The following is a 12,128-nucleotide window of genomic DNA, read 5'->3' as shown; positions in this document are numbered from 1 at the left end:
GGCGAAGCCGAGCGCGCCCGCCGGACCCTGGTGGCGCAGCAGTCCGGTGGCCAGGCGCGCTCCCGCGGGGGCGGCGGCGCCGCCGAGCCGCAGGAAGCGCCCGAGCATGGCGGGCAGTTCCCAGTGGGCCCGCAGCCGGGTGATCGCCAGTGTGTCGTCCAGGTCGTAGCGCAGGTAGGCGGGGACGTGCAGGGTCACGTCGCGGGACATGCCGACCTGCAGGTCCAGGTCGCGCACGACGGTGCGGCCGGCCACCAGGTCCGTCCCGGGCAGGAACGTGACGTCTCGGGGTCCGATGAAGGTGTCGTAGAAGCGTGCGATGGCGGCGGTGCCGACGTGGGGCCGTGATCCCACCGGGTCCTCGATGCGGCCGTCGGCGCTGAACAGCCCGACCCAGGCCTCCCGGTCGTGGGCTGCCGCGGCGGCCGGCGAGCGTGCGACGGCGCGCAGCAGCGCGGCGTCGGGGTGGGCGGATCCGTCGGCCATCGCACCATCGTCCCCCGCCCGGGGGCGTTCCGGCGGTCGCCGGGGCCGCCGTGTCCCCGGTGTTCGCGGTGTCCGTGCGGGTGGCCGCGCACGTGCTGGCGCGGGTCGGCGATCGCGCGCACACTGGTGCCATCGTCGGCGTCACCCGCGGCGCCGGTGGGCAGGAGGATCACGATGGGCGGCAACGGACCGTTCGGCATCGACCCGGAGGACTTCGACCGGGCCATTCGCGAGGCGGGTGAGGGGCTGCGGGACGCCTTGGACCGGTTCGGTCGGGGCGCGAGTTGGGCCACGCTGATCGACGACGTGACCCGCTCGGCTCGACCGACCAGGCGCCCGGAGACCACCGGGGACACCGGTGACGGGGTGTGGGCGGTGTTCACCGTCGGCGACGACGGCGGCGCGCACATCGAGGAGGTGTATCCGAGCGAGCTGGAGGCGTTGCGGGCCAACAAGAACAACACCGATCCTCGGCGCCGGGTGCGATTCCTGCCGTACGGCATCGCGGTGAGCGCGCTCGATACCGCCACGGAGTAGCGGGCGCGCCGGATAAGCTTTGCCACGATTGCGTTCCGGCCTGGGTATCGGGCTCGTCGAGGAGGGTTCGTGCTGCGCCATCTCACCGGTCGTGTGACCAAGGATCTGACCGTCGCGATGGGCGCCGTGGCCGTCGGCATTGCGTGCGCCGCCGCGCTGGCGCCGGTGGCGTCGGCAGCCCCGGACAACGACTATTCCGATCCGTCCGGCCGGTACCCGTCGGACGTGCCGGGCATGAACTACCAGGCGTCGCTGTCGGCGCCGTGTGACAACTACCAGCTCTTCACGTTCGGGCGCGGCCCCGGTGGTGAGCCGCTGGTCTGCCACTGGATCCCCAACCAGTGGCCGCCGGTGTACACGGGCTTCTGGGTGTCGTCCTACCCGCTGTACGGGCAGCAGGAGATCGGGGCACCGTGCCCCGGGCCGAAGTCCGCGGCGCAGTCGCCCGACGGTCGCCCGATGGTGTGCCTGGGTGCGCAGGGTTGGCAGCCCGGCACGCTGACGGGCGCGGGGTTCTTCCCGGGCTGAGCGGCTCGGCGGGGTCAAGACCGGAGTACGGGAGACCGGAGTCCGGATACCGGACCCGTGATGCCGGACCCGTGATGCCCGGCCCGTGATGCCGGACCCGTGATGCCGAGAATTCGACCATACGTTCTTCGGATATATGTATGGTCTACGTCGTGAGCACTGGTGGCTTCAACCTGTCCGACGTCTTCGGCACCGTGGCCAGGACCCTCCCGGACCACGAGTTCCTGGTGTGGCGCGACCTACGGGCCACCTACCGAGACGTGGACCGTCGGATCGACGGTTTCGCGAACTACCTGGCCTCGGTGGGGCTGGGCTGCCACACCGAACGCGACGCCCTCGCCGGGCACGAGTCCGGGCAGGACCACCTGGGAATCTACCTCCGCAACGGCAACCAGTACCTGGAGGCCATGGTCGGGAGCTGCCGCGCTCGCGTGGCCCCGTTCAACGTCAGCTACCGCTACGTCGAGGACGAGCTGGTGTACCTGCTCACCGACTCGGGAGCGCGCGCGCTGGTCTACCCCGGCGAGTTCGCGCCGCGGGTGGCCGCCATCCGCGATCGACTGCCGCAGCTGGCCGTCCTGATCCAGGTCGACGACGGCTCCGGCCACGAATTACTGCCCGGCGCAGTCGATTACGAGACCATTCTCCAGACCCCGCCGCCTCCGGACGGTCTGCCCACCCCCTCGGGTGACGATCTGTACATCCTCTACACCGGCGGCACCACCGGCATGCCGAAGGGCGTGCTGTGGCGTCAGCACGACATCTTCATGTCGTCGATGGGTGGCCGGCCCTGGGGCAGCGACCAGGGGCTGGGCTCGCACGACGAGCTGGCCGCCAAGGCCGGTGCGGCGCCCGGGGCGATGTCGATGTTGATGATCCCGCCGCTCATGCACGGTGCCGCGCAGTGGGCCGCGTTCAACATGGTGAGCATGGGCGGACGCGTGGTGATTCCCGACGACGTGGAGCGGCTGCGTCCCGCCGAGGTACTGGCGCTCGCCGCGCGGGAGCGGGTGCTCTCCATCCCGGTGGTCGGCGACGCCATCGCCCGCCCGCTGGTGGACGAGTTGGAGGCCGGTGACTACGACCTGTCCGGGTTGGTGACGTTCTCCAACGGCGGCGCCCCGCTGTCGCCGACGGTGCGCGCGCGCATCCTCGCCGCGCTGCCGCACGTCATGGTCATGGATGCCGTCGGCGCTTCGGAGTCGGGAGCCCAGATGAGCACCGTGAACACCGCGGGCGCCGAGGCCACGCCTGCCACGTTCACCCCGCAGTCCGACACCGCGGTGGTCTCGGCGGACCTCGATCGCGTCCTGTGCCCCGGCGAGGGCAGTGGCTGGCTGGCGCGCCGGGACTACATCCCGCTGGGTTATCTCGGCGACGCGGCGAAGACCGCGCGCACCTTCCCCACCATCGACGGGGTGCGGTGGTCGGTGCCCGGCGACCGCGCCAACGTGCTCGACGACGGCCGCATCGAACTGCTGGGCCGGGATTCGGTGACCATCAACTCCGGCGGCGAGAAGATCTTCGCCGAGGAGGTGGAACGCGCGGTGGCAGCCCACCCGGCGGTGTACGACGTGGTGGTGGTCGGCCGGCCGTCCGAGCGCTGGGGCAGCGAGGTGGTGGCCGTGGTGCAGTTCGCCGGCGACGCCGACGCCTCCGACGAGGACCTCGCCGGCACGTGCGAGCGCACCATCGCGCGCTACAAGGTGCCCAAGGCCTTCGTCCGGGTGGACAAGGTGGTCCGCTCCCCCGCAGGCAAGGCCGACTACCGGTGGGCCACGTCCGTCGCGGCCGTCGCCTCCGACTCGGTGCGGTCCGAGTAGCCGACCGCCACCGCGAACGTGTCGCGAACCTGCGATGTGGGCAACGGGGCGGCAGCGTCGGCCAGCTTCGACCACGGGCATCACGACGGCCATCGCGACCACCCGAGCGATGACCTCGAAAGCGGTGCTCACCAGCGCTTTTGACTTCGGCGTCAAGACTTCTCGTGAAACGTCTTGGCGGGCAGCCGGACCCACCGTGCCACCCCGGTACGAGTGGCGAGATCGCTCCTGGCACAACGCTTCTTGTTGAATTCGCCTCGATCGGCGTTGCGACGTGACGGGTCTCACGAATGTTGAACGTCGGCAAAACCCATTGCTAGTGTCCCGCCGCATGATTGGTATCGCGACCGCAACGCTGATGACGCTCGTCCATCAGGTCTCGGGGACGCCCTACGTCACGGGCGGCGACTCGCCCGCAGGCACGGACTGCTCGGGTCTGGCCTCCTGGGTGGCCAATGCCGCCACCGGCCGGCCCATCTACGGCGACCGCTTCAACACCGGCAACCAGGAGTCGGCCCTGCTGGCCCGCGGGTTCCGGTACGGCACCGCGCCCGGCGCGCTGGTGATCGGGTGGAACGGCGGGCACACCGCCGTCACCCTGCCCGACGGCACCCCGGTGGCCAGCGGCGAGGGAGGCGGCGTGCGCGTGGGCGGTGGCGGGGCCTATCAGCCGCAGTTCACCCACCACATGTACCTGCCGGTGGAGGACGTCGACGCGGGCCCGCCCGCACCCCAGGACGCCCCGCCGGCCGATCCCTTCGCACCACCCCCGCCTGCGGACCCCGTCGCCGTGCCCGCCCCGGATCCGGCGCCGGTGGCGGACCTGCCACCGCTGGCACCCGATGCCATCCCCGCCCCCGAGCTGACGCCGCCACCGGGTGACGGCACGCCACCGCCCCCGGCGGCACCCACCCCGCCCCCGGCGGGACCCACCCCGCCCCCGGCGGCACCCGCCCCGCCACCTGCGGCGATCTGACCGCCGGCGGCACGAACCGCCGAGCGCACCCCCATCCAGCGAACGCACGATCGCACCCGGGTGGTTTGCCTGACCGTCAGCTGGGTACTCCCTGCACGCAGTCTGCAGGGAAGGGCACAACTTCATGAGCTTCGTCGACTTCGTCAGCGACCGCTGGGCGGTGTTGTCCTTCCTGGCCTATCAGCACATGAGCTTGGTCGTGCAGACGCTGGCCCTGGCCACGGTGTTCGCCGTCGGCGTGGGTGTGCTGGTGTACCGCAGACCGTGGGGCCGCGCCGTCGGGAACTCGTTGACCTCGGTGGGTCTGACCATCCCGTCCTACGCCTTGCTCGGCGTGCTCGTCGGCATCGTCGGCATCGGCGTGCTGCCGTCGGTCGTCATGCTGGTGTTCTTCGGCTTCCTGCCGATCCTTCGCAACGTGCTCGTCGGTCTGGCGGGCGTCGATCCCGCGCTGGTCGAGTCGGCGCGCGGCATGGGCATGAGCCGGCTGGCGACGCTGGTGCGTCTCGAGTTGCCGCTGGCGTGGCCGGTGATCATGACGGGCGTGCGCATCTCCGCCCAGATGCTGATGGGCATCGCCGCCATCGCGGCCTACGCGCTGGGCCCCGGGCTGGGCGGCTACATCTTCTCGGGGATCTCACGCACCGGCGGCGCCAACGCCACGAACTCCATCATCGCGGGCACCGTCGGCATCCTCGTCCTGGCCGTGGTGCTCGACACCGTGCTCAACCTCGTCACCCGACTCACGACCCCGAGGGGGATCCTTGTCTGAGACCACGCCCAGCACGCCTTCCGGGTCGTCCGGGTCCGCCGGGTCGGCGCGAACCGGCGGCGTACGCATCCTGCTCGACGGCGTCACGAAGCGCTACGACGCCAAGTCACCCGCCGCCGTGGACGACGTCACCCTCGAGATCGCCGCGGGCGACATCGTCATGCTGGTCGGGCCGTCCGGGTGCGGCAAGACCACAACGATGAAGATGATCAACCGGCTCATCGAACCGACGAGCGGTCGGATCTTCATCGGCGACGACGACGTCACCACGCACGACGCGGACCAACTGCGCAGGCACATCGGCTACGTCATCCAGGGTGCGGGATTGTTCCCGCACCTCACGGTGGGCGACAACGTGGCCATCGTGCCGCGGTTGCTCAAGTGGGACAAGAAGAGGATCGCCGAACGCGTCGACGAATTGCTCGACCTGGTGAACCTGGAGCCGGCCAAGTACCGCGACCGCTACCCGCGCGAACTGTCGGGCGGTCAGCAGCAGCGCGTGGGCGTGGCGCGCGCGCTGGCGGCCGATCCGCCGGTGCTGCTCATGGACGAGCCCTTCGGCGCCGTCGACCCCATCACGCGGCAGCGGCTACAAGACGAGTTGCTGCGCCTGCAGGAGGAACTGCGCAAGACCATCGTGTTCGTCACGCACGACTTCGACGAGGCGGTCAAACTCGGCGACAAGATCGCGATCCTCACCACGGGGTCGAAGATCGTGCAGTACGACACCCCCGAGGAGATCCTGGCCAACCCGGCCGACGACTTCGTCCGCGGCTTCGTCGGGCACGGCGCCGCGCTCAAGCAGTTGACGCTGACCCGGGTGCGCGACGTCGAACTGCACGAGGCGGCCGTGGCCCACGTCGGCGGCGACGCCTCCGCGGCCATCCGCGCCGCGGAGGCCATCAACCGCCAGCACGTCATCGTGCTCGACGGCCAGGAACGGCCGCAGCGCTGGATGTCGTTGGCCGAGCTGGCCCGGCCGAGAGCGCTCGACGACGTCCAGCGTGACGAGGCCCTCGAGGTGGTGAGCCCGGCGTCGACGCTCAACGACGCGCTCGACGACATGCTGACGTCGTCGCACGGCGTCGTGGTGGTGACGGGCCGGCGCAATGCGTATCAGGGCGTCATCCGAGTGGAGACCATCATGGACGCCATGGCCGACCTGCGCGGCGCGCATCGGGCCGCGTCGTGACGGCCGCGCTCCCCGACGTCGCCGCGAGCGGCACCGACGGTGAGGTGAATGGCGCGACCCGGGGTGGCAGCCGACCGCGCTGGGTGCTGCAACCGCTGGCGTGCCTGGTGGCCGTGGCCGGATCGCTGGCGTACGTGCACGTCGCCGACGTGTCGGAGTCGGAGAAGCGGTCGCTGGCCATACCGGAACTGCTGACGCTGCTGCGCCAGCACATGACGATCAGCCTGGCCGCGACCATCCTCACGTGCGTGGTGGCGATACCGCTGGGCATCGCGTTGACGCGGGGCAGCATGCGCCGGTTGGCCAAGCCGATCATCACCGTCGCCGGATTCGGTCAGGCGGCGCCGGCGATCGGCCTCATCGCCCTGGGCGCGGTGATCTTCGGGATCGGCAGCACCGGGGCCATCGCGGCGCTGGTGGTGTACGGGGCGCTGCCCATCGTCGCCAACACCGTCGTGGGCCTGGACGGTGTCGACCGCCGCCTGGTGGAGGCCGCACGGGGCATGGGCATGTCGGCGGGCACCACGCTCGTCCGCGTCGAACTGCCCCTGGCCCTGCCGGTCATCGTGGCCGGCGTGCGCACGGCGCTCGTCCTGATCGTGGGCACCGCCGCCCTGGCGTCGTTCACCGGCGCGGGCGGGCTCGGGCAACTCATCACCACGGGCATCAAACTGCAGCAGACCACGACGTTGGTGGTCGGTGCCATCTTGGTGGCCGCGCTCGCCCTGGCCATCGACTGGTTGGCGCGGGTGGTCGAGTTCGTCGCCGCGCCCAAGGGAATCTGAGAGGGGTCCTGACGTGTTCCGTCGCACGACCGCCCTGTTGGCGGGACTGGCCCTGCTACCCGCCCTGCTCGCCGGGTGCGGATTGCGCTCGGCGAGCGGCGCGGTGCTGGAGGCGCGGCCCGGGTCCATAGCGCACCATGCGTCGCTGGAGGGCGTGAAGGTCACGGTCGCAGCAAAGGACTTCACCGAGCAGCTCATCCTCGGGAACATGCTGTCGATCATCCTGGCGGCCGCCGGCGCCGACGTGACGAACCTGACCAACACCCCGGGCAGCTTCGGCGTGCGCCAGGCCATGCTGGACGGCACGGCCAACGTGTCGCCGGAGTACACCGGGACCGGGTGGATCAACTATCTGGGCAACGAGCAGCCCATCAAGGGCTCCGAGCAACAGTGGCGGGCCGTCAACGAGGCCGATGCGGCCAACGGATTGACGTGGCTGCCACCGGCTCCGATGAACAACACCTACGCCTTCGCGATCCGCGAGGCCGAGGCCCGACGGCTCGGCGTCAGCAAGCTCTCGGACCTCGCCGGCCTGCCTCCCGATCAGCTGACGTTCTGCGTGGAGAGCGAATTCGCGAGTCGCAACGACGGTTTCGTGCCCATGCTCGCCACCTACGGCCTGTCTCGCGAACGCTTGGGTCGGGTGACCAACCTCGACACGGGCGTGATCTACACGGCCACCGCCAACGGCGACTGCAACTTCGGCGAGGTCTTCACCACCGACGGCCGCATCCCGGCTCTCGGGTTGCGGGTGCTCGACGACGATCGCGGGTTCTTCCCGCTCTACAACCTCACCGAGGTCATCGCCACCGACCTGCTGACGGCGCATCCCGAGCTGGCGGACGTCTTCGGCCAGCTCAACCCGCGGATCACCAACGACGTGATGCTGGAGTTGAACGCCAAGGTCGACAGCGACGGCGACGATCCGGCGCTGGTGGCCAGGGACTGGCTGATCCAGCAAGGTCTGCTGACCGCTGCTTAGACTTCCCTGGCTAACCGTTCACAAATAGAAGGAATTGGCTGTCTTTGGGTAGACTGCTCGCCGTGTCGGAGTCCAGGACAGGCCACCGTTCGAGTTTGCGCGAGCGGAAGAAGCAGATCACCCGCAAGATGCTCGTCGATGCGGCCGTCGAGATGTGCCTGAAACAGGGCTACGACAACACCACGGTGGAACAGATCGCTGCGGCCGCCGACATCTCGACCCGCACGTTCAGCCGGTACTTCGCCACCAAGGACGCGGTGTTCATCGCGGTGGCCGACGACTTCGATCGCGAGATCGCGGCCGAACTCGAGCAGCTCCCCAACGGCTACACGCCACTTGAGGCGCTGCGGGTGGCGCACATCCGGGTCTACGAGCGGGTGTCCAAGCGCACGGTGGAGGGGTTGACCGCCGACAAGTTCGCCCTGATGCTGCGGGTCATCAACTCGTCGAACGTGCTGCGGCAGGCCGCCATCGATCGGCGCAGTCAGGAGATCCTGGACGTCCTGGCGCAGAAGATGGGCGTCACGCCGGACGACCCGGGCCTGGAACTCGCCGTCGCCCTCTTCAACACCACGCTGGTCAAGGCCTGTCACGACCTGGTCGACGACGGCCCGGACGTGAAGTTGGGGCCGCAACTCGCCCTGGAACGCATGAACCGTTCGCTGGAGCACCTGGCCAGCTATGCCGCCGACATGAAGGTGGGCGGGCGCAGCTGAGGCGCTGGCGTCAGCGCTTGCGGGAACGCGCCGCGTAACCGGCGATCGCGATGCCGATCACGGCGGTGATGGGGCCGATGATCGACCACGTGGTGGTGTTGCTCATCGGGCTGCCGCCCACCACGCCGAAACCTTGCAGGGCCCACAGCACCCCGAAGCAGGCGATCACGATGCCGACACACAACAGGACGAAGCGCACGGATCGAGCGTAACCCCAGCGAACGGAACCCCAGCGTGCGGAACCCCAGCGTGCGGAACCCCAGCGAACGGAACCCCAGCGTGCGGAGACCGGAACGCACCGGCGGCGCTCGCCGCCGAGTTATCTAGTCTGCTTTACTAAGACGGACCCGACAGCCGCGCGTGAGGAGTTCTGCCGAGGTGCCCAGCAGCACTGGACATGGGCGCAATGCCGGCCACGTTCCCCCGCCGTCCCGGGCGGTCACCCGATGAGCGCCCCCACCACCGAACCGGTGGCCCCGTCCCCGCGTGCCCATCGCGGCGGCATCGCGACGTGGATCCGGCGGTTGGCGGTGCCGATCATCCTCGCCTGGATCGCCATCGCCGCGATCCTCAACGTCACGGTCCCGCAGCTCGAGGTCGTCGGACAGATGCGGTCGGTGTCGATGAGCCCCGACGAGGCACCGTCGGTGATCGCGATGAAGCGCGTCGGCACCGTGTTCGACGAGTTCACGTCCGACAGCTCGGCGATGATCGTGCTGGAGGGCGATCAGCCGCTGGGCGCCGACGCGCATCGCTTCTACAACGAGATGATCGACAAGCTGGAAGCCGACAGCCGGCACGTCGAGCACGTCCAGGACTTCTGGGGCGACCCGCTCACCGAAGCCGGCGCGCAGAGCAAGGACCTCAAGGCCACCTACGTCCAGGTCTACCTGGCGGGCAACCAGGGTGAGGCGCTGGCCAACGAGTCGGTCGAGGCCGTGCAGAAGATCGTGGCGGGACTGGACCCGCCGCCGGGCGTCAAGGTGTTCGTCACGGGCAGTTCGGCGCTGGCGGCCGATCAGCAGATCGCCGGCGACCGCAGCGTCCGCATCATCGAGTTGGCGACGTTCGCCGTCATCATCACGATGCTGCTGCTGGTGTACCGCTCGTTCAAGACGGTGATCCTGAACCTGGTCATCGTGGTGCTGGGCCTGGCGGCCTCGCGCGGCGTGGTCGCGTTCCTCGGGTATCACGACCTGATCGGACTCTCGACGTTCGCCACGCAGCTGCTGGTGACGTTGGCCATCGCCGCCACCACGGACTACGCGATCTTCCTGATCGGCCGCTACCAGGAGGCCCGGTCCCTCGGCGAGGACCGGGAGCAGGCCTACTACACGATGTTCCACGGCACGGCGCACGTCGTGCTGGGGTCGGGCATGACCATCGCGGGCGCCACGTTCTGCCTGTCGTTCACGCGGCTGCCCTACTTCCAGTCACTCGGCGTGCCGCTGGCCGTCGGCATGACCATCGCCGTGCTGGTGGCGTTGACCCTCGGGCCCGCGCTGATCACCGTCGTCACCAGGTGGGGGTGGCTGGAACCCAAGCGCGCGATGCGCATCCGCGGCTGGCGCAAGATCGGCGCCGTCATCGTGCGGTGGCCCGGGCCGGTGCTGGTGGCCACCGTCGCGCTGTCGCTCGTCGGTCTGCTCACGCTGCCCGGCTATCAACCGAACTACAACGACCGCAAGTACCTGCCCGCCGACCTGCCCGCCAATCAGGGTTTCGCGGCAGCCGAGCGGCACTTCGACCCGGCGCGGATGAACCCCGAACTGTTGCTGGTGGAGACCGACGAGGATCTGCGCAACTCGGCGGACTTCCTGGTGATCGACAAGATCGCCAAGGCGGTGTTCCGGGTCCCGGGCATCGGCAGCGTGCAGGCCATCACCCGGCCCGACGGCAAGCCCATCAAGTTCAGCACCATCCCGTCGCAGCTGGGGCTCTCGGGAGTCAGCCAGGAACTCAATCGCAAGTACAACCAGGACCGCATGGCCGATCTCGACGTGCAGGCCGCGGAACTGGACAAGACCATCGGCACCATGACCCGGATGTACGACCTGATGGGTCAGATGAACGACGTCACGCAGCAGATGGTCGCCAAGACCAAGCAGATGTACGTCGACATCTCGGAGTTGCGCGACTCGATTTCGAACTTCGACGACTTCTTCCGCCCGATCCGCGCGTACTTCTACTGGGAACCGCACTGCTACGACATTCCGGTGTGCTGGTCGCTGCGTTCGATCTTCGACCTGCTCGACGGGGTGAACACGTCGACCGACGACTTCGGTCAGATCGTGCCGGTGCTGGAACGGTTGTCGGTGCTGCTGCCGCAGCTGCAGGCGCTGATGCCCGAACAGATCGAGTCGATGCGCTCACAGCAGCAGATGATGCTGAAGATGAAGTCGTCGCAGGGGGGCCTGCAGGATCAGCAGGCCGCGGCGTCGGACAACCAGTCGGCCATGAGCGATGCGTTCAACGATTCGTGGAACGACGACAGCTTCTATCTGCCACCGGAGATCTTCGACAACGAGGACTTCAAGCGTGGCATGAAGAGCTTCATCTCCCCCGACGGAAAGTCGGTGCGGTTCATCATCTCTCACGAAGGTGATCCGCTCTCGCCCGACGGCATCAGCCGCATCGAGGCCATCAAGAAGGCGGCGACGGAGGCCATCAAGGGCACTCCGTTGGAGGGGGCGAAGGTCTACGTCGGCGGTACCGCCTCGGTGTTCAAGGACATGCAGGACGGCAACAAGTACGACCTGCTGATCGCCGGGATCTCCGCGCTGACGCTGATCTTCATCATCATGCTGCTCATCACCCGCAGCGTCGTGGCCTCGGCGGTGATCGTCGGGACCGTGCTGCTCTCCCTCGGGGCCTCGTTCGGCGTCTCGGTGCTGGTGTGGCAACACGTGCTCGGCATCCCGCTGCACTTCATGGTGATGGCGATGGCGGTGATCGTGCTGCTCGCCGTCGGCGCCGACTACAACCTGCTGTTGGTGGCGCGGCTCAAGGAGGAGCTGCACGCCGGCATCAACACCGGCATCATCCGCGCCATGGGCGGCAGCGGCTCGGTGGTGACCGCCGCGGGCCTGGTGTTCGCGTTCACGATGATGTCGATGGCGGTCAGCCAGATGACGGTGGTGGCCCAGGTCGGCACCACCATCGGGCTCGGTCTGCTGTTCGACACCCTGGTGGTGCGCGCGTTCATGACGCCGTCGATCGCCGCGTTGATGGGCCGGTGGTTCTGGTGGCCGCAGGTGGTGCGTCAGCGGCCGTTGTCGGCGTCGTTCCTGCACCGGCCCGCCGCCCGCGGGCGGCGCTGACCGGTCCTGGC

Annotated in this window: 12 protein-coding genes; 10 read left to right on the top strand and 2 right to left on the bottom strand. The window is 69.1% G+C overall.

What is annotated here, in order from left to right:
* Positions 1-486, bottom strand: a 486-nt coding sequence (locus tag AC30CM_RS23805) for a nuclear transport factor 2 family protein (RefSeq protein WP_490119381.1), incomplete at its 3' end; no start/stop codon positions are given.
* A gap of 174 nt (positions 487-660) precedes the next feature.
* On the opposite strand from AC30CM_RS23805, the gene AC30CM_RS23800 reads away from it, so the two are divergent.
* The 9 genes from AC30CM_RS23800 (at position 661) to AC30CM_RS23760 (ending at position 8,797) form a co-directional block, all read left to right on the top strand.
* On the top strand, positions 661-1,023 hold the full coding sequence (locus tag AC30CM_RS23800; RefSeq protein ID WP_490119380.1) for a hypothetical protein: 363 nt from the start codon (positions 661-663) through the stop codon (positions 1,021-1,023).
* A gap of 117 nt (positions 1,024-1,140) precedes the next feature.
* Positions 1,141-1,551, top strand: a complete 411-nt coding sequence (locus AC30CM_RS23795; protein ID WP_490119384.1) for a hypothetical protein — start codon at positions 1,141-1,143, stop codon at positions 1,549-1,551.
* Positions 1,552-1,691: 140 nt separating this feature from the next.
* On the top strand, positions 1,692-3,374 hold the full coding sequence (locus tag AC30CM_RS23790) for an acyl-CoA synthetase (protein ID WP_490119379.1): 1,683 nt from the start codon (positions 1,692-1,694) through the stop codon (positions 3,372-3,374).
* A 331-nt stretch (positions 3,375-3,705) separates the two neighbouring features.
* Positions 3,706-4,350: a peptidoglycan endopeptidase gene (locus AC30CM_RS23785; protein WP_490119378.1), complete on the top strand. Its 645-nt coding sequence runs from the start codon at positions 3,706-3,708 to the stop codon at positions 4,348-4,350.
* A gap of 124 nt (positions 4,351-4,474) precedes the next feature.
* Positions 4,475-5,122, top strand: coding sequence for an ABC transporter permease (locus AC30CM_RS23780; protein WP_490119377.1), 648 nt, complete (start codon positions 4,475-4,477; stop codon positions 5,120-5,122).
* Entirely contained in the window at positions 5,115-6,314 is a 1,200-nt protein-coding gene (locus AC30CM_RS23775) for an ABC transporter ATP-binding protein (RefSeq protein ID WP_490119376.1), read from the top strand. The genes AC30CM_RS23780 and AC30CM_RS23775 overlap by 8 nt, the downstream gene beginning before the upstream one ends.
* Before the next feature lie 44 nt (positions 6,315-6,358).
* The gene (locus tag AC30CM_RS23770; protein ID WP_490119383.1) at positions 6,359-7,099 is read left to right on the top strand and encodes an ABC transporter permease; all 741 of its coding nucleotides are present in this window, start codon (positions 6,359-6,361) and stop codon (positions 7,097-7,099) included.
* A gap of 13 nt (positions 7,100-7,112) precedes the next feature.
* Positions 7,113-8,081 carry a glycine betaine ABC transporter substrate-binding protein gene (locus AC30CM_RS23765; protein ID WP_490119375.1) on the top strand — a complete coding sequence of 323 codons (969 nt, stop codon included), beginning with the start codon at positions 7,113-7,115 and terminating at the stop codon, positions 8,079-8,081.
* 95 nt (positions 8,082-8,176) lie between these two features.
* Positions 8,177-8,797, top strand: coding sequence for a TetR/AcrR family transcriptional regulator (locus tag AC30CM_RS23760; RefSeq protein ID WP_490119374.1), 621 nt, complete (start codon positions 8,177-8,179; stop codon positions 8,795-8,797).
* Between the two features lie 10 nt (positions 8,798-8,807).
* Here AC30CM_RS23760 and AC30CM_RS23755 read toward each other — a convergent pair whose 3' ends face one another.
* On the bottom strand, positions 8,808-8,996 hold the full coding sequence (locus AC30CM_RS23755; RefSeq protein WP_490119373.1) for a hypothetical protein: 189 nt from the start codon (positions 8,994-8,996) through the stop codon (positions 8,808-8,810).
* A gap of 247 nt (positions 8,997-9,243) precedes the next feature.
* Between AC30CM_RS23755 and AC30CM_RS23750 the strand changes: the two genes are divergently transcribed.
* On the top strand, positions 9,244-12,117 hold the full coding sequence (locus tag AC30CM_RS23750; RefSeq protein WP_490119372.1) for an MMPL/RND family transporter: 2,874 nt from the start codon (positions 9,244-9,246) through the stop codon (positions 12,115-12,117).
* The last annotated feature ends 11 nt before the right edge of the window (positions 12,118-12,128 follow it).

It is taken from the genome of Mycobacterium sp. DHQP2018-32-09 (assembly GCF_058148405.1).
The sequence above is the reverse complement of the archived record's forward strand: the minus strand, read 5'-3'. Positions and strand labels throughout refer to the sequence as shown.